Origin of the sequence: Paenibacillus sp. FSL R7-0302, assembly GCF_038006885.1 — a bacterium.
Lineage (GTDB): Bacteria > Bacillota > Bacilli > Paenibacillales > Paenibacillaceae > Paenibacillus_AQ.
Window position 1 is genome coordinate 742,919 of sequence record NZ_JBBOWB010000001.1, and the last position, 17,678, is coordinate 760,596.

Below are 17,678 nucleotides of genomic sequence, written 5' to 3' on the forward strand. Positions count from 1 at the left end.
CAGGAAGTAGTTAGTGTTGTGAATCGGCAGCAGAGAGAGGCGTATGGGCAGGCTGTTCAGTGCACCGGGAGCCGTCTGCCAGCCGGAGCCAGGTGTCGAAGGACGGATGGTCCTGCTCTAGACGGATGATGCGCGCGCCCCGCTTGAGGTTGTCGTGCCCGTAGGTATTATAGCCGGTTGCCCGGCCATAGCTGAGGCGGATGCCATGCAGCGTGCCGGTGAAATCATTGATATGGTCATGTCCGCAAAAGGTGCCTGCCACATCGCCCATCTCTACGAGCGTAGCGAATAACCCTGAATTCAGAACCGGAGCGCAGACCCGTTCATACTTATGTCCGTAGCAGACCTGGGTGTTCCACATCTCGTCATATTCGGGCAGCGGGATATGGAAGAACGCCAGTGCTTGCCGCTTCGCCTGACCTTCTCCGGGATTCAGCCGCGCAGACTGCTCTGCCAGCCAATCCATCTGGTTGCGCCGGACCCAGCTATACCCGGGAATCTGCTCCAGCGGAGAGTAGGCACCCGTATCGAGCATATAGAGGATGGCTCCCGCATGATTGCCCGCGCCCTCAATCTCCAGGACGTAATTGCTTGAACCGGCAAGCTCCGCCGGACCAGCCTCAGCCAGACAGTGCGGAGACTCCTGCGCAATCTCCATCAGCTCGCTGTAGGTCACTCCGTTCTCCGTGTCATGGTTACCAAATACGAACGCCCAAGGCACACCGGAATTCACTACAGCAGCCACTGCATCGCGGAAGGCCTGCTTGGGGTCTTTGCAAGGCAGCTCGCCTTCACGGACCGGACCCGTATAGATCGTATCTCCTGTGAAAATAACCAGGTCCGGCAGCTCCGCCTTCAGCACCAGCTCCATCAGCTCCCGGGTCTGCTGATCCTCTGCTCTTCCATCCATCCAGTGGAGGTCGGTGAACTGTGCAATGGTGAAGGTGCCGTCTGGCCGAAATGATAATTTACTGTTCATGCGGGAAATCCCCTCTCTTGTCACTTACGGGAGTGTTGTTGATTTATCTTTCTTCATGTTGTTTCATGTTGATTTTAGGCTCGGATGATTATTCTGTCAAGCTTCATTTCGTGCTGGTTGTATTCTCTGCAATAGAATTAGCACGATATTAGGCAAAAGCTCATTCTGCTGTAGTTCATACATTAGATTTCACTAATATAGCTTCAAAACCTCCTCTTAGCAGAATTCTAGTGTACAAAGTGCAGCAGAGGCCATTTTTCGGACGATTTTGGAGTAATCTGCTGTATGAAGTACAATGTGTGCTAGACCTACATAGCTACCAAGGATATTTCTGTGGCAGGGGTCTCGCATTGACAAGTGGAATTCAGATTCATATACTGGTGAAAACAACATCAATAAACTAAAAACAACATTTTGACTAGAGATACCCAACATACATTTGAGTTTACTAACTAGTACCTTATCGTATTTTAAAATAGTGGAGCAGACGCAATACCCCTTCAAATTACATCTTTTTTCCAAGCGGGCCTTGTTCTTCAGGGGCGTTTGGCTTAGCGTACCGGACTGAGGTGCTCTTATTTGGGAAGAAAGTCGCCAATTGGGCGAGTAACGGACTCCACAGGCCTTATCCTTTGCACTTCAACTCCGAAACGTCTCATAGAGAGACTATAAGGTCCACTGGGTCCGTTAAGCCGCAAAAAGTGGCGTTTTCGCGGGGATAAGATCTCTCCGGTCCGTTAGATTTTGGGTTTTATTCTGATGCTCTACTAGTTCGTGCAGCAGAATGTATGCTGTTTTTCGCATACATTGGTCCTGGTTACTTTCGCGTAAGCAGAATGTATGCTGTTTTTCGCATACATCGGGCCGGATTACCTTCGTGCAGCAGCCGTCACCGGATTTCTCCCGCAAGAAGTGGCTGAATCAAGGGAATCTGGGACAACAGCGGCTGGAGGGGCAACTATTCTCTGGTGTCACGGCCAATCCCATCATAGAAAAAATAAAAGTACAATCTATATAAAATCCACAACGATAGGAGGAAGCTTGGATGTCGCTGACCTATGAAGAACGCAAGCACACGATTCTCGCCCAGCTGGAGCTTGAGGGGAAGGTGCAGGTGCATTTTCTCGCGGAGCGGTTCGGGGTGACGACGGAGACGATCCGGCGCGATCTCGACCGGCTGGAGAAGGAAGGGCGGCTGCGCAAGGTGTACGGGGGAGCGGTGCGCATCCGCTCGGAGAATCATGAGCCTACGTTCATGAAGCGCGCCCAGATGCATCTGCCGGGCAAGCAGGCCATCGGGAGGCTGGCAGCCTCCCTCATTCAAGATGGCGAGACGGTTATCCTCGACAACGGGACAACGACCCTTGAGATTATGCGCGCGCTGAAGGAACGTGGACAGGTGACGGTGATTACGAACTCTGTTCCCGTGCTGAATTGTGCGCTGGAGCAGTTTGCGGGGAAGGTTATTTTTGCCGGGGGCGAGGTGAATGCAGGGTATCAGGCAGCAGTAGGGGGCACCGCCCATGATCTGCTGGGTCAGTTCAAGGTGAATAAGGCGTTCATCTCTGCCGGAGGAATCTCGCTCTCGGAGGGGATCACCGACTACCACCTGGAGGAAGCCCTCATCTCCCGCAAAATGATGGAACGGGCCGAGGAATCCATTCTGGTCGCGGATCATTCCAAATTCGGCATCACTACCTTTGCCCAGATCGCTCCGCTGGAGCATATCTCCATGGTTCTGACCGACAGCGGCTGCTCTGCGGAATGGAAGGATACCTTTGCCCGGCTGGATATCGAGCTGCTGACCGGGGCGTAACGCAGAGCTATGCAATATAAATAGCGCCAATCCATACACTTGTGAAGTGGAGGATTGGCGCTATTTGTTATGTCTATTGGTTAATAGGATCAGCCGATCCAGATCCGCTGTGTGCTATGGTCGCTGGAGCTTGCACCGAGCATGATATCGAAGTCTCCAGGCTCGAACACGAGCTGATCATCCTGGCCGTAGAACATGAGCATGTCTCTGGTGATCTCGAAGGATACCGTCTGCTTCTCATGCGGGGCAAGGGTAATCTGCTTGAAGCCCTTCAGTTCCTTGCCGGGACGGACCACACTTGCGGTAACATCGCGGATATAGAGCTGAACCGTCTCCTTACCGGTAACCTCCGAGGTGTTCTCCACCTGGATGGAGGCGAGCACCTTGCCGTCTGCCGCAGCTTCTACTGTGAAGCCGCTATAGGCAAAGGCGGAATAGCTCAGGCCGTAGCCGAAGCAGAACAGCGGATCATTTGGAATATCCAGATACCGGGTTACATAACGTACATTCGGATACTGGGGATCATAAGGGCGTCCCGTCTGATATGCGTTATAGTACACCGGAATCTGTCCCACGGAGTAAGGGAAGCTCATGGAGAGGCGTCCGGACGGATTATAATCGCCGAACAGCACATCTGCAATGGAATTCCCCGACTCGGTGCCGAGGAACCAGGCCTGTACCAGCGCGTCACTGGACTCAAGCACTGGCGCAAGCTCCAGCGGGCGGCCGCTGAACACAATAGTGACCACCGGCTTGCCGGTTGCCTTGAGGCGGTGGATCAGCTTCTCCTGATTGGCGGACAGCCGCAGGCTGGCCTTGCTTCCGCCTTCCCCGGTATCCTGCTGATTCTCGCCGACTGCGGCCAGAATCACATCACATTCCTTCAGCTGCTCGTAAGCCGCTTCGGAAGCATCCTCCACATCGAATACACCCTCCAGCATACTTCCCAGCTCGCCGGTCATGGCTGTGAGCAGGTCTGTTGCCGGGATTTTGCCGGTGATGCCGGTGTAGAGGGAGACCGCCGGGTCTTTCTCAGTACCGGCCCAGCCGCCAAGAACATTGATTGAGGTAGCGAAGGGACCGGCGAGGCCGATCTTCATGCCGCGCTTAAGCGGCAGGACTCCGCCTTCGTTCTTCAGCAGAACGATCGAGCGGGCGCCCATCTCGCGTGCCGCCTGAAGGTGCTCAGGACTTGGCTTATCGGCTTCGTCAGCTACAGGGTCGGCATCCTTGAACGGATTGTCGAACAAGCCTAGGGCGTCCTTAAGCTCCAGTACCCGGGTAACCGCTTCGTCGATCAGACGGAGGTCGAGCAGCCCTTCCTCAATAAGCGAGGCAGCGTGGTTCAGATAGTGGGTGGACATCATCTCGATATCCAGTCCCGCTACCAGGCTCTTCAGGGCAGCTTCACGTCCGTCTTGCGCTGCGCCGTGGGGCACCAGCTCGTTCACGGAGTTGAAATCGGCGATGGTTACGCCGTCGAAGCCCCATTCCTCGCGGAGAATACCGCGCAGGAGCTTGCTGTTGCCGCTGGACGGAATGCGGTCAATGGTATTGAACGCAGCCATTACCATAGCGACACCGGCATCTACTGCCGCCTTGTAGGCCGGCAGATAGAACTCGCGGAGCACGCCGGTGGACATGTCCACCGTGTTATATTCACGGCCGCCTTCAGGCGCACCGTAGCCGGCGAAATGCTTCACGCAGGCAGCGATCCGACCCGGCTCCTTCAGATCCTTGCCCTGGTAGCCCCGGACCATGCTCTCGGTCACCCGGGCGTTCAGGTAAGGGTCCTCACCGGAGGTCTCCATGACCCGGCCCCAGCGCGGATCGCGCACGAGGTCGGTCATCGGAGAGAAGGTGAGGTGAATGCCGGCGGCAGCGCTCTCCCGCGCGGCTACCTCAGCGAACTGCTCACAGGCATCAAGATCGAAAGAACAGCCCATGGCGAGCGGAATCGGCAGAATGGTCCGGTAGCCGTGAATGACATCGGCCATGAAGATCAGCGGGATCTTCAGGCGGCTGGATTCCAGATGCCGGGTCTGCAGCTCAATGACATTCCGTGCGCCGATGCCGTTCAGAACGCTTCCGATGCTTTTGATCACCTGCGGCTCGATATTAAGCTCTTTGAATGGACCCGTCAAATCCACGGTATCATCCAGACCCCAATAGTATGGACCAAGCTGGGTAAGCTGGGCTAACTTCTCGTCTAGTGTCATATCGTTCACGAGATCCTGGATAAACGGTTTAGTCATGGCTAACTCCTTCGTAAGCGTACTGAAAGTTATTGTGTGATATAGATATGCAGCTCATCGCCGGGCAGGCTCAGCAGGTGATTCTTGGCAATGCTTACCGCGCCCGGGCGGTATGGATTCGGTAGTACCTGGCCGGTAACAGCAACGCCTGCTGCCTGCACTTCCGGGGTGCGGGCCTCACCTGCGCTAATGTGATAGACGAAGGTCATCTTCTTGCCGAAGCACTCATAAGTGAAGCGCAGGCCGTCAAGGCTGGCCGGAAGGACCGGATCGATAATCAGCTCTTCTTCACTGAAGCGGATACCCAGAACGGCTGAGATCAGCTGATTAAGATAGATCCCGGGACCGCTGGAGTACAGCCGCCAGCCGCCCTTCACCTCTACGCTTCCGTCACGCAGCTGGTCGAAGTTCTCCTGATAGCTGTAACGGTCAGGGAAGTCGCCGTCCGAGCTGCTGAAGTACATGTTACTCTGGCGCAGCTGGGCATTAGGCACGCTCTGCCGGATGTTGATCGGGTTGATCTGGAACAGGCCGTCCCAGGCACGCTTCGCTTCGCCCAGCTTGGCGGAAGCTTCAATATAGCGGATATGGGCATGTACATATTGCAGGCTGATCTCACGGCCGACGCTGGCTGCTTGCTCCGCACGGCGGAAGATGGTACTTACGCCGCCTTCATAGCGGGCAGGACGGTCCATCAGGCGCACGCCGTCCGGGCAGTTCAGGTGTTCGTCGATCAGGCGCAGGTTCTCTGCCGCCTGCTGCGGAGTGACCAGCTCGGCAATAATGCTGCGTGTCATCGGCAGTAACCGGTAATGAATGCCGGTCTCTGTATCCAGCGGGTGAAGCATATAATCAATGCTGCCGTCCTCCTGGAAGTAAGCGAAGCCGGCAATGACTCCATCCTTGATCAGGAGCGTACGGAATGATTCCTTCATGTCTTCGGCCATAGCCGCCAGGCTGGCAGAGAATTCAGAGTCCGCCGAAGTCACCTGGGACAGGTTGCGGATCACCTGGAAGGCGAGTGCGACCGTCCATGCGCTGACCAGCTTGGTCTTGAGGGCTTCATTGGCTGGCTGCAGGGTGTCATCCCAGTCGCCGCCGGCATAGTTGATCAGAGACGTACCCGGTACGAAGCGTTCACGGATGGTCTCTACTGCAGCCTTCACATGTTCGAGGACCGTTTCGGTCTGCTGGCTTGGCTGAGCATCCGCCAGATGGTGATAGCCGATTTCTTCGTTAAGAATCGCGTAGTCTCCGGTAGCCATGATGTAATCGCTGATGCATTTCAGCGGCCAGAGCGCTACGTCGCCATGCCATTCATGAGCCTGGACCGGATGCTGGTCGAACATGAACCATTGCGGCCATTCCTTGCTCTCCCACAGCTGATGCGAATAGATCTTCAGCAGAACGCTGCGGGCCAGCTCATAATGCTGGGTCATCAGGAAGTATTCCATTGGCCCCTGGCAGACATCGCGTGTGCCCCAGGCTGCTCCGCCCGGCTGCTCAAGGCCATGCGGCATGATGAAGTGAGTCATTGCGTTATGGGTGTACCACCATGCGGTCTCATTCAGAATGTCGATCCGTGACTGCTCTGTGCCGCCAATCTGGAGCTGGAAGCCGGAAATGAACGACGAGTAGAACTCATGGAACAGAGCCTGCTCCTTCTCCTGGGTGTAAGGCGACACTAGCGGAAGAACATCCGATGTTGTAAGTCTGCCCTGTATTACTAGCTGGAAGCCACCTGACTGTGTAACAGAAATTGTCAGCAGTGTACCGTTGCGCGGCTGTTTGTCCGCATAGAACACCCGGTCATCACTGTACGTATATGCGGTTCCCGGCAACTGGATATCGAAATGGAGGCCGGGATATGGAAGCTTGTGAACAGATGCCTCATCGGGAAGAATCTGCAGGATGCCATCCTTGGACTCCACTCTTACCGGGTGCCGGAATTCATGCTCGCCCATAACCAGCTGGTTCGTGATCAGATAATCATAGGATCTGCCCAGCTTCGACTGTACCTGAAGCGCGACATCCGGCTGGCCTGCTGCTGCGATTGAAGTCACGGTCAGCACATCGTCTTCAAGCTGATAATGCCATTTCGCAAAATTCACGCCCATCTCGTAAGCCGCCGGCAGTGTAAGAATGCGGTAAACCCCGTCCATGCGGACATAGATCCGCTGACCGCTATTGTGCTGAATGTTCAGCAGGCCGCGCGGCGTGGAGAGCCCTTTATGGAAAGAGGTATTCCCCACCACGGTCTGACCGTTGAAAAGACCGTACATATAGTTAGTGGAGGAGATCAGGTTGTTGTCTACCTGCTTGTCGCCCAGCAGCGAGGTGATGATATGGCCATGCGGACGTTCCACCAGCAGCTCCTTAGGCTGCAGAACCACATGGACATGCCCGTCTGTGAAGAAGGACAGCAACTGGCCGTTCTGAGTCTCCTCAAGCTTCCGGTTAGGGAAGGCGGCATCAATCTCGGCCTGTGACCACTGTGGGGAGACATAAGGCTTGCCGATATCGTCACTCAGTACAGGAACATCCCGGCTTGGCACGGCATCTTTGCCGTTCCAGTCGATCTCTGCATAAGCTGCCTGCAGCTCAGCCTGGAATTCAAGCTCTGTAACTGCAGACGGATGATTCGGACGGAACAGGCCGTAGAAGGCGAACTCAGCCGGAGCCGACAGGACCATCTTCTCAGTCTGGAGTGCGGTATAAGCCAGCTCGTATTGATAATTACGGTTCTGCAGATTGCCGTTCAGCGCCTCCGGCACATAGCTTCCTTTATAGGAAATGCCGAAGAACTGCATACCATCCGTGGAGTAGCCTACAGCCCGTGAACCGACTACACCCTGCTGGAGATAAGGGAAGTCCGTTCCCTGCGGCTGGTTCTGGCGCGAGCATACAGCGTAGCCCTGCGGGCCTTCCCAGATGCTGTGATCCAGATATTGGCTCATGTACAGCTCATTGGCGAGAATGCCGCCTTTGTCAGCAATGCCCACATCCTGGCCATACACTACATCTACAGTCTCACCGTTGCCGGAGAGCTGAAGCTGCCAGAACCAGATGCCGTCCTTGGCCGGTGCGAAGGTAACGCGGTAGCTGATTGCTTCTATAGAACCTTCAAAAATCAGTTTGTCATCTGTACGGGACAGCTTGGAGCCCGACGCAATACCCAGCAGCGGATAGCTCTGGATTCCTTGCTCCGTATATACGCGCAGATAGATATTATTGGAAGAGCCGTCTGCCGGATTACCCTGGAACAGATTAATAAGAGTGGAGCCCTGCGTGAATTCAAAAATATCTCCTGTAGGCAGGAATGTATACGACAGGTCATCCCGGGTTAAGGTAATCATGTTCATTTGTTGTTTGAATATCATATCGAGCCTCGCTTTCCAGTGCTTGTGTTAGGACATGAAATCGATCAGAACGGGGGAATTCATCATCAGATGTCACAAAAAAGGGCTGACATGTCCATGTAAAGAATAAATAGAAACGTTTCCATAGGCGATACATTTCGAGTGTAGACTTTTGACGGAAAAAAGTCAATTATCTATAAAAAAACCGGCTTTTTATATATTATGCTCAGTTAAATGTAAATTTATTACTTGTTATTTGAAAATAAAAAATGTTTGACAGCGTATACAAGGAAGGAGTATGCTCTGAGCAAGGGGAAACACAAAGAAATAATGGAAACGTTTCTATATGGTCGAAAAGGGTTAAGTTAGTTGCAGTAGAATGCAATGTTTAATTTGGAGGTGGGTTCATTGGCAAGATTTGTACAATCGGGCGGAAATGTTGTCCGGGAATTATTGAAGAACAAAGTGTTGTATCTCATGCTGCTGCCTGTCATTGTGTATTTTGCTGTGTTTCATTATGCGGTAATGCCTGGCGCGTACGTTGCATTCGTAGATTACAAGCTCAACAAAGGGATCTTTGGCAGTGACTTTATCGGACTCAAGAATTTTGAGTTCCTGATTCAGAACGGAGACCTCTGGAATATCACCAAGAATACTTTGCTCTACAATCTGGTGTTCCTTGCACTGGGTAACATCATCCAGATTGTATTTGCCATCATGCTGTCGGAGATTGCGGGCAAGTGGTTCAAGAAGATCTCCCAGTCGGTTATTCTGCTTCCGAATTTCATCTCGATGGTTATCGTCGGCGTATTCGCGTATAACCTGTTCAATTTCAACTCCGGGTTTATCAATACGATGCTTACCAGTACGGGCTTAGACAAGATTGAGTTCTACTCCGACGCTGGAATCTGGAAATACATCATTGTAGCGTTCAAGATCTGGGCAAGTACCGGTTACGGTATGATTGTCTATCTGGCAGCCATTACGGGGATTAACCATGATCTTTATGAAGCAGCCTATATGGACGGCGCCACTACCTGGCAGCGTATCCGTTATATGACTCTGCCGATTCTGAAGCCAACCTTCATTCTGCTCCTCCTGTTCGGTATGGGCGGAATTCTCAAAGGCTCCTTCGATCTCTTCTACAATCTGATTGGAACAAACTCCGTGCTGTATCCGCAGACGGATATTATAGATACGTATGTCTTCCGGTCGCTCGTGGGACAATTTAACTTCTCCATGGGTGCTGCTGTAGGCTTCTACCAATCCTTATTCGGTCTGGTTCTGGTGCTTGTCGTTAACTTTATTGTGCGCAAGGTTGAACCGGATAGTGCGTTGTTCTAAGACAAGATAAGAAACAGGGGTGTTAATATGGCAAGTAATACTATTAAACAGGATTCAGGGAGCATTTTCATTAAGGTGATCAGCTACATTTGCATCTCCGTATTTGCCCTGTTCTGTGTGTTTCCTTTTGCGCTGATGATCTCCTCCTCCTTCATGAATGAGCAGGAGATTATCCGCGAGGGGTACAAGCTGATACCGAATGAGGTGTCTTTCAAGGCCTATGAATTGTTGCTCAGTAACTCCTCCAAGCTGGTGGATGCTTATCAGGTAACGATCTTTATCACAGTTGTCGGTACGGTGCTCGGGCTGTTCATGATGTCCATGGCCGGATTTGTCCTGAACCGCAAGGATTTCAAATACCGTAACTTCTTCTCCTTCCTGATCTATTTCACCACCTTGTTCAGCGGAGGATTGATTCCGACTTACATCCTGATGGTTAAGCATCTGCACCTCAAGGACAACCTGTTCGCGATGATCCTGCCAGCGGTGGTAGGAGCGTGGTCGATCTTCCTGATGCGTAACTTCATGAAGGCGATCCCGGATTCCCTGTATGAATCAGCGACAATTGACGGCGCAGGCGATTTCCGCATCTACTGGCGGATCTTCATGCCGCTGGCGGTTCCGTCACTGGCAACGATCGGACTGTTCTCGGCACTGGGCTTCTGGAATGAGTGGTACAACGGAATGCTGTACATGGACACTCAGAGCAAGTTCCCGCTCCAGTACTTCTTGCAGCGCATGATCAACCAGGCGAATATGGGCAGTCTCATCAACTCGGGGGCGGTCATCAATACAGCCGATCTGCCGACCCAATCGATCAAAATGGCTACAGCCGTGCTGGCCACAGGCCCGATCATTCTCCTGTATCCATTCATTCAGCGTTACTTCGTAACCGGTCTTACCATCGGTGCTGTCAAGGGTTAATGGACGCCTGCTTATTGTAGGGTGTTTGTTATAGATGCAAAATCCATAATATAGAAAAGAAAAGGGAGGCTTACCGAATGAAAGGTAAAAAGATTGCTTCTTCTCTAGCTGCTGTCCTCATGCTTACTGGAGTGCTATCCGCTTGTTCGTCAAGCAATAATGCAAATGGAAATACGGGTTCGTCGAATACTCCATCCTCTTCCACTAATTCCGGAGGCGTAGACACTTCTAAGGAAGCGAAGCTGACGTACTACCTGTGGGGCAGTGAGGGAGTTACCAATAAAGACATTCTGGCTGAGATTAACAAGAAGCTTAAGGCCGATCTGAATACTACGCTTGAAATCAAATATATTGACTGGGGAGACGTAGCGACCAAGTATCCGCTGCTGTTCGCTTCCGGCGAATCGTTCGATCTGTCGCATGCTTCTCCGGGTGCTCCTGTGTCCTACTACACCCTGGCTACTGAAGGCGCGCTGACTGACATTACCGACATGCTGGACAAGGTAGCGCCTAAGCTGAAAGCGGAGATTCCAGAATCCTCCTGGCAGAACACCAAGGTGGATGGCAAAATCTACGGCGTACCGAGTCTGTTCAGCGAATATACGCCTGCCGGTTATGCTTATCGTACCGATCTGCTGAAGAAATACGGTATGACTGAAATTAAGACAATCGATGATATGGTTAAATACATGGATAATGTAGTGGCCAAGGAATCCTTCCCGCCAATTAACGGTAAAGCTGAGGATGCACAGAACATGTACAGAATGCTCGTAGATACTACAGGCATGTGGCTGAACGCACCTGGGATCTCGCTTAATGAATTGAACCTGGTCACTAAGAGCCCAGAGGATTACAAGACTGTATTCCATCCGGCCTTCACCCAGGAATTCGAGGATTGGGCTGTGAAAATGCGTGAGTGGGGCGACAAGGGCTACTGGGGCAAAGACGTTCTGTCCGCTTCCCTCGGCAGCAAAGACAACTTCAGAGCCGCGAACTCTGCGGGTTATCTGACTCATGCACAAGACTGGATCGGCCAGTATGGCGGAGATATCAAGGCGCTGCCTGATGCTCCTACAGCTTTCTATACTTTTGCTGAAGCCAACAAAAAAATCAAACGTAAGATGGGTGTAGACAACTCAACTGTTATCAGCGCCAATTCCAATAATCCAGAGCGCTCCCTGATGGTCATTGAGAAGTTCATGACTGATAAGAGCTACTACGATCTGATGCAGTACGGTATCGAAGGCAAGCACTATGTTATTGAAGACGGCGTGAAGAAACAGCCGGAAGGCTTCAATGAAAAAACAGACGGCGGCGGCTTCTCAGCTTGGTCGCTCAGAAACGACAAGTTCGTGATTCCTAGTGATACTGAGAACCCGGTCCGTAAAGACCTGTTCGCTGCATGGGATAAAGAAGCGATCGATGATCCGTACAACGGCTTCAGCTTCGACCCGGCTAATGTAACTACCGAAATTGCTTCGATCTCGAACGTGAATGCACAGCTTGGTATTCAGCTCATGCTGGGTAAAACAAATAAAGATCCAAAAACGGCTGTAGCAGAATACCGCGATCAGCTGAAAAAAGCAGGAGTTGACAAGGTCATTGCCGAAGTAGAGAAACAATTGGCAGAATTTACACCTGTTAACTAAAAGAATGTATAGGTTACAGGGGAGCTATATCTTATAGCTCCCTTACCTATAAATGGGGGAGTAGAGTGGACGTAAACATTAAGGATATCGCGAGGATATCCGGTGTCGGCATCTCAACAGTATCCAGAGTCATTAATAATAAGGGGCTGGTGAGCGATGCCACCCGGGAGAAGGTTCTGAGTGTCGTCAAGGAATATAACTATATTCCCAATTCCAATGCCCGAAATCTGAAAACAACCCAATCCAAAAATATTGCACTTATGGTTAAAGGGATTACTAACCCGTTCTTCTCCATTATGATTAAGGAGATTGAACGTCAGGTCAATCTGCGCGGCTACCCGTTTCTCATCCATCAGGTAGAGGACGGCACCGATGAGATCAACGCTGCTATTCAGCTGGTGAAGGAGAAGAATCTTAGCGGAATCATTTTCATGGGCGGTACCTATAATCACTCCGAAGAGAAATTCAAGCAGTTAACGGTTCCATTCGTACTCACGACCATCACTACCTCACAGGAAGTGGACCCGTCCATCTTCTCAAGCGTAACGATCGATGAATCCAAGGAAGCCTATAAGGCAACCTCATATTTACTTTCGCTTGGACATCGAAACATCGGCTTTCTCGCCAAATCCCCTTTACTGGAAGACACCACAGGCAGCCGACGCCTTCTTGGCTACAGGATGGCGCTGGAAGAACATAACATACCTTATCATTCGGGATTCGTAGAGGATTGTGAATACAGTCCAAGCTCGGGCTTCAACGCTGCACGCAGACTGCTGAACCGCGACAGAACCGTAACTGCTATCTTTGCGGCCTCCGATACGATTGCGATCGGTGCGGCCAAAGCTGTGCTTACCGCAGGCTTATCTATCCCCGATGATATATCCATCATCGGCTTCGACGGTATTGAGATGGCCGAATACTATCATCCTGCGCTGGATACGATCAGCCAGCCGGGCACCGAAATGGCACTGTCCAGTGTGGGCGTGCTGTTCGACCTGATTACCAAACATTCCCCCCATCAGCATATTGTCTATGATGCGGTATTGCTCAAACGGGGCTCATGCAAGATGATTAAGGGCCGGTAACAGCAGGGCGCTGACTATAAAACTAACTGGAGATGACAAAATCATGCAAGATTCACTAAGAATAGGAACGCTTGTACGCGGTGGCGAAGCCGTCCAGGTCATTCCGCAGATTGTGGAGCATGGCTTCGAATCCTTTCAACTGAATTTCTGGCAGACGGTTGGCGATACCGATCTGGTGGAGACGGCGGCACGGATTCGGGAGCTGGCTGCTGAACATCACTTCGTGATCTCATCTGTCGGGATCTATGGTAATCCGCTTGGCGGCGGGCCGGAGGCCGAGACGGAGGCGACCTTGGCGGGCTGGGAGCAGCTGATTGAGCACGCTCACTTGTTTGGGACGGACATTATTGGCGGCTTCACCGGACGGCTGCCCGGCTCGTCGATTGACGAATCGCTTCCGAGATTCGCCGAGGTGTTCGGCGAATTGTCGAAGCGGGCGGCAGATAAGGGTCTGCGGATTGCCTTTGAGAACTGTGCGATGGGCGGGAGCTGGCAGAAGGGTGACTGGAATATCGCCCATAATCCTACGGCTTGGGAGAAAATGTTCAACGCCGTTACGGCAGACAATCTCGGGCTGGAATGGGAGCCTGCCCACCAGCACACCGCGCTGATTGATCCGATCCCGCAGCTGCGCAAATGGGTGGATAAGATCTTCCATGTCCATGGGAAGGATGCGACGATTGCCTGGGACATAGTCAAGGAGTACGGAATTCATGGTCCGAAGCCTTATGTGTGGGACCGGACGCCGGGCTTCGGGGATACGAACTGGACGGATATTATCACCATTCTCCGGCAGGGCGGCTATCAGGGCACGATTGATATTGAAGGCTGGCATGATCCGGTCTACCGGGACGAGCTGGAGATGACAGGCCAGGTTCATGCGCTGAATTACCTGAAGCATTGCCGGGGCGGCAGTATGATACCAAATCCGGTTGTATGAGTATACAAGAAAGACCTCATGATTCACATCTGCGGATGTGGCCGTGAGGTCTTTTTGGTTGTAGTTATGTGATTAGATGAATCGCTTGATGGTCCAATAGGGGACGGTGAAGGTCCCTTTATTCGTTTCAATATGCAGGGCATCTGCGGAATGATCGATTTGGCATACTCCGGTGTACGTTTCTCCGCTGATCAAATGCACGCGCTGGCATAGATTGGAGAGAAGTGCATGCTGAATATCCTGTTTAATCATACCGTTCACTTCCTCCTCGAATGCAGTATGCTTGTAAAGCTCTGTACTTATTATTAAACACGGATAGGAGATTTTAACAGCAAAATTGGTTACAGTTTTGTACCATTTCTTATATACATTCGGCTGATGGAGGTATATTGTTAATAGCGCTGTCTGAAGAGGTGGAAGCGCTATGAGTGATAGTCATGGATTCAAATTGGATTATGCAGGCTGGCCAAGAATGTTTAGGATGAATAATAATTGTGTTATTATATGTGTATACTTCGACACAACTAAGTGCGTGTAAGAATAATCTTAACATATCAAGGTAAAAGTAGAAGGGGAGGTCGATAGCCCATATGAATACCATTCGTCACAAGGCGGTGCATTCAATGACAAGTGATCCTAAGAACATCACAACCTCAATGATAAACTTTGCCAAAAATAATGTACTCTCGATTACAGAATTGACTCGTAAAAATAAGCTGTCAGAAATACTCGAAACCTTTAATGATCAAAAAAGTGAAGAAATCTTCTTAGTGAAGAGTGGCCGTCAGAGGGACTCCATGGGTGCGATAATTAACGTGGAATTTCTGACTGAATTACTTCAACTGCGTGATAAGTATTACGAGGCCATGGATAAGGCAGTAGAAGCTACAGCCTTACAGCGGCTGGAAACCTTCGAACCTAACGTCTCTTTGGCACACGCTTTAGATGAGATCGGTGTAACGGATATAAATCTTCAGGAAATTCAAGATATGGCGGATGAATTGGAGATATAGTTGATGCAGCCATCCGAAATAGAGAATAAATTACAGCAGCTACTTGCCGATACTAATGTTGAAGTTGTTTTAGGATCAGGTGCGCTTAATGATTTAAAGAGCTACCGAAAAGAGATCACCACCATATTGGCCTTAATCTATAAGCAGGCACTGAGAGGGCCGCTGATCAAACCTGATGGTTATGGCGAACCTCTTATTGGAAAGCTGTTGGGTTTTACAAAAATAAAACCCAAAGCAATGGCGTTGCGGATTGTTTACAGACCGGTTCTGCAGTCTAATGGAATGATTCGTATGGAGATTATTGCTATAGGTCCTCGTGATAAAGATAAGGTATACAATTGGGCAGATGAACGAGTCGAATCCTTTAAAACTGAAATGAGCAAAGAAGAGACAAATGAATAGGCTGCATTCTGTTACTTTAGTGACGGAATGCGGTCTTTTTATATCATGTGAAGCAGAAGCTCTGGTTACAATACTCATGTGCCTTCGGAGTGGCATTCTGTGGAGAGGGTATATATATGTAGGAGGTGTTACCGATGAATAGAACGACCAGATTACAGCAGATAACCGTAACTCTTCTTACCGCAGGTCTAGTTACCCTGTCAGGCTGGGGGACGGCGGCTTCCCCGGTTCAGGCGGCGGCAGCTTCGGCACCGGCACCGGCCTGCGGGACTGGAGATCACGGGCTGCTTCAGGATTTACAAAAGGCACATAGCGGAGCTGACAGCGTTCCGCTTACCTTCTCGGATGTGGAGTTTCTGAACGCGAATACCGGGCGCGCAGCCGGGAACGGCTTCCTGATTGGTACTTCGGACGGCGGCTGCCATTTCCAGAAGATTTATGAGGGGCAATGGAGCTTCCAGCAGATCGATTTCCCGGATAATGTGCATGGCTGGGCACTTGCCGCGGTTAAGGACGGACAGGCTAAATATCTGTTAAGAACGGCAGACGGCGGCTCTACCTGGACAAGGCTGTCTAACCAGGCAGTAACCTTTGAACGGATAGAGTTCCTGGACAGCAACCAGGGCTTCGGCTACAACCGCGCATCTACATATTATACGAAGGATGGCGGGGAGAACTGGAGTCTGATCAAGACGCCTGCCAACACACGCGGAGCGGAATTCACCAGCAGGAATAACGGCTGGGCTGTGGTAGTTGTTCCCGGGAGCGGCTATCGGGTAATGAAGACAACTAACGGCGGAGCAGCCTGGAAGCAGGTACTTAGCGCCTCCATCCCTGAGGCGAATTACGGACAGATCTACGCCAAGGGCAGTCAGGTGTATGCGCTGCTGTACGGCGGCGTCGGCATGTCGCAGACCTCTTATTCCCTCTACGGCAGCTCTAACTCCGGCGGCAGCTGGACCCGGGTGATTGCCCAGGAGACCGCAGGCGGCGGTCCGGCTCCGGGTAGCGGCGCAGCCGTAGCGAAGAAGGGCCCCGCTTCGGGCACCCCAGGCAATATGGTGCTGATCGGCACAAAGACTGCCTTCCTGGCAGGGTACCAGCCGGCAGCGGAGCAAGTGGGCATCGGGCTCACCAAGAACAACGGACAGAGCTGGAAGAATCAGCAGACCGTTCCCGGCTTCGAAGGAACGATCTCGTTCACCGATGCCAACCAGGGCTGGCTGGCGGTCAAGGATTTGAACAGCTCCACTCTCTACGTGACTAAGGATGCAGGTGCTACCTGGACAGCGCGGTTTTCTTTTGAGACGGCAGGGCGGTAGGTTGTCCGTAAGATAATGGCGAATGACGCAGGAAAGAATGAATGACGAAGATGAATGACAAATGACAAATGACGAATGACGAATGACGAATGACAAATGACGAAGGTCAAAGGCAAAGACAAAGACAAAGACAAAGACAAAGACAAAGACAAAGACGGGTCTTCTCCCTATGGGGGCGGGCCCGTCTTGCTTGTTGTAATAGGAGCAATCGGCCCACGCACCGCTCGCCGTCCCATTGTAATCGGTTTTTCGATTACAATCGGCCCACGCGCCGCTCGCTGGCCCATTGTAATCGGTTTTTCGATTACAATCGGTGCTCGCGCCGCTCGCCGTCCCGTTGTAATCGGTTTTTCGATTACATTTGGCCTACGCGCCGCTCGCCGTCCCGTTGTAATCGGTTTTTCGATTACATTCGGCCCACGCGCCGCTCGCCGTCCCATTGTAATCGGTTTTTCGATTACATTCGGTCTACGCGCCGCTCGCCGTCCCGTTGTAATCGGTTTTTCGATTACAATCGGCCCACGCGCCGCTCGCCGTCCCATTGTAATCGGTTTTTCGATTACATTCGGTGCTCGCAAGCAGGCCCG

14 protein-coding genes are annotated in these 17,678 nt (G+C 51.7%); 9 read left to right on the forward strand and 5 right to left on the reverse strand.

All coding sequences use genetic code 11. The features are described from left to right. Positions 1 to 10 precede the first annotated feature (10 nt). Entirely contained in the window at positions 11 to 979 is a 969-nt protein-coding gene (locus MKY96_RS03270; protein ID WP_340938618.1) for a metallophosphoesterase family protein, read from the reverse strand. 1,045 nt (positions 980 to 2,024) lie between these two features. Here MKY96_RS03270 and MKY96_RS03275 point away from each other — a divergent pair. Further along, positions 2,025 to 2,795, forward strand: coding sequence for a DeoR/GlpR family DNA-binding transcription regulator (locus tag MKY96_RS03275; protein ID WP_340938619.1), 771 nt, complete (start codon positions 2,025 to 2,027; stop codon positions 2,793 to 2,795). 89 nt (positions 2,796 to 2,884) lie between these two features. Here MKY96_RS03275 and bglX read toward each other — a convergent pair whose 3' ends face one another. Continuing rightward, the gene (bglX, locus tag MKY96_RS03280; RefSeq protein ID WP_340938621.1) at positions 2,885 to 5,050 is read right to left on the reverse strand and encodes a beta-glucosidase BglX; all 2,166 of its coding nucleotides are present in this window, start codon (positions 5,048 to 5,050) and stop codon (positions 2,885 to 2,887) included. Positions 5,051 to 5,079: 29 nt separating this feature from the next. Next, complete coding sequence (locus MKY96_RS03285; RefSeq protein WP_340938622.1) at positions 5,080 to 8,406, reverse strand: GH36-type glycosyl hydrolase domain-containing protein; 3,327 nt, start codon at positions 8,404 to 8,406, stop codon at positions 5,080 to 5,082. 411 nt (positions 8,407 to 8,817) lie between these two features. Between MKY96_RS03285 and MKY96_RS03290 the strand changes: the two genes are divergently transcribed. From MKY96_RS03290 to MKY96_RS03310, 5 genes are all read left to right on the forward strand, one after another. Then, the gene (locus tag MKY96_RS03290; protein WP_036725975.1) at positions 8,818 to 9,753 is read left to right on the forward strand and encodes an ABC transporter permease; all 936 of its coding nucleotides are present in this window, start codon (positions 8,818 to 8,820) and stop codon (positions 9,751 to 9,753) included. Between the two features lie 27 nt (positions 9,754 to 9,780). Beyond that, entirely contained in the window at positions 9,781 to 10,677 is an 897-nt protein-coding gene (locus MKY96_RS03295) for a carbohydrate ABC transporter permease (RefSeq protein WP_340938624.1), read from the forward strand. A gap of 77 nt (positions 10,678 to 10,754) precedes the next feature. Continuing rightward, positions 10,755 to 12,326: a DUF3502 domain-containing protein gene (locus MKY96_RS03300; protein ID WP_340938625.1), complete on the forward strand. Its 1,572-nt coding sequence runs from the start codon at positions 10,755 to 10,757 to the stop codon at positions 12,324 to 12,326. A 65-nt stretch (positions 12,327 to 12,391) separates the two neighbouring features. Next, positions 12,392 to 13,414 carry a LacI family DNA-binding transcriptional regulator gene (locus MKY96_RS03305; protein WP_340938627.1) on the forward strand — a complete coding sequence of 341 codons (1,023 nt, stop codon included), beginning with the start codon at positions 12,392 to 12,394 and terminating at the stop codon, positions 13,412 to 13,414. A gap of 43 nt (positions 13,415 to 13,457) precedes the next feature. Further along, a complete protein-coding gene (locus tag MKY96_RS03310; protein WP_340938628.1) occupies positions 13,458 to 14,354 on the forward strand; it encodes a sugar phosphate isomerase/epimerase family protein in 897 nt (298 codons plus the stop codon). 72 nt (positions 14,355 to 14,426) lie between these two features. Here MKY96_RS03310 and MKY96_RS03315 read toward each other — a convergent pair whose 3' ends face one another. Then, positions 14,427 to 14,606 (reverse strand): hypothetical protein, encoded by a 180-nt coding sequence (locus tag MKY96_RS03315; protein ID WP_036697495.1) that lies wholly within the window; start codon positions 14,604 to 14,606, stop codon positions 14,427 to 14,429. Positions 14,607 to 14,944: 338 nt separating this feature from the next. Between MKY96_RS03315 and MKY96_RS03320 the strand changes: the two genes are divergently transcribed. The 3 genes from MKY96_RS03320 to MKY96_RS03330 all read left to right on the forward strand — a co-directional run bounded on the left by MKY96_RS03320 (position 14,945) and on the right by MKY96_RS03330 (position 17,091). Next, positions 14,945 to 15,367: a hypothetical protein gene (locus MKY96_RS03320; RefSeq protein WP_076079411.1), complete on the forward strand. Its 423-nt coding sequence runs from the start codon at positions 14,945 to 14,947 to the stop codon at positions 15,365 to 15,367. 3 nt (positions 15,368 to 15,370) lie between these two features. Then, positions 15,371 to 15,769: a hypothetical protein gene (locus tag MKY96_RS03325; RefSeq protein ID WP_076079412.1), complete on the forward strand. Its 399-nt coding sequence runs from the start codon at positions 15,371 to 15,373 to the stop codon at positions 15,767 to 15,769. Between the two features lie 134 nt (positions 15,770 to 15,903). After that, positions 15,904 to 17,091 (forward strand): hypothetical protein, encoded by a 1,188-nt coding sequence (locus MKY96_RS03330; protein ID WP_340938629.1) that lies wholly within the window; start codon positions 15,904 to 15,906, stop codon positions 17,089 to 17,091. A 167-nt stretch (positions 17,092 to 17,258) separates the two neighbouring features. On the opposite strand, the gene MKY96_RS03335 is transcribed toward MKY96_RS03330, so the two are convergent. Next, positions 17,259 to 17,669, reverse strand: a complete 411-nt coding sequence (locus MKY96_RS03335; RefSeq protein ID WP_340938630.1) for a hypothetical protein — start codon at positions 17,667 to 17,669, stop codon at positions 17,259 to 17,261. Positions 17,670 to 17,678 lie beyond the last annotated feature (9 nt).

Excerpts from the sequence above, each read along its gene's own strand:
- MKY96_RS03270 (WP_340938618.1), bottom strand. The coding sequence starts at position 979 with ATGAACAGTAAATTATCATTTCGGCCAGACGGCACCTTCACCATTGCA.
- MKY96_RS03275 (WP_340938619.1), top strand. The coding sequence starts at position 2,025 with ATGTCGCTGACCTATGAAGAACGCAAGCACACGATTCTCGCCCAGCTG.
- bglX (WP_340938621.1), bottom strand. The coding sequence starts at position 5,050 with ATGACTAAACCGTTTATCCAGGATCTCGTGAACGATATGACACTAGAC.
- MKY96_RS03285 (WP_340938622.1), bottom strand. The coding sequence starts at position 8,406 with ATGATTACCTTAACCCGGGATGACCTGTCGTATACATTCCTGCCTACA.
- MKY96_RS03295 (WP_340938624.1), top strand. The coding sequence starts at position 9,781 with ATGGCAAGTAATACTATTAAACAGGATTCAGGGAGCATTTTCATTAAG.
- MKY96_RS03300 (WP_340938625.1), top strand. The coding sequence starts at position 10,755 with ATGAAAGGTAAAAAGATTGCTTCTTCTCTAGCTGCTGTCCTCATGCTT.
- MKY96_RS03310 (WP_340938628.1), top strand. The coding sequence starts at position 13,458 with ATGCAAGATTCACTAAGAATAGGAACGCTTGTACGCGGTGGCGAAGCC.
- MKY96_RS03315 (WP_036697495.1), bottom strand. The coding sequence starts at position 14,606 with ATGATTAAACAGGATATTCAGCATGCACTTCTCTCCAATCTATGCCAG.
- MKY96_RS03320 (WP_076079411.1), top strand. The coding sequence starts at position 14,945 with ATGAATACCATTCGTCACAAGGCGGTGCATTCAATGACAAGTGATCCT.
- MKY96_RS03325 (WP_076079412.1), top strand. The coding sequence starts at position 15,371 with ATGCAGCCATCCGAAATAGAGAATAAATTACAGCAGCTACTTGCCGAT.
- MKY96_RS03330 (WP_340938629.1), top strand. The coding sequence starts at position 15,904 with ATGAATAGAACGACCAGATTACAGCAGATAACCGTAACTCTTCTTACC.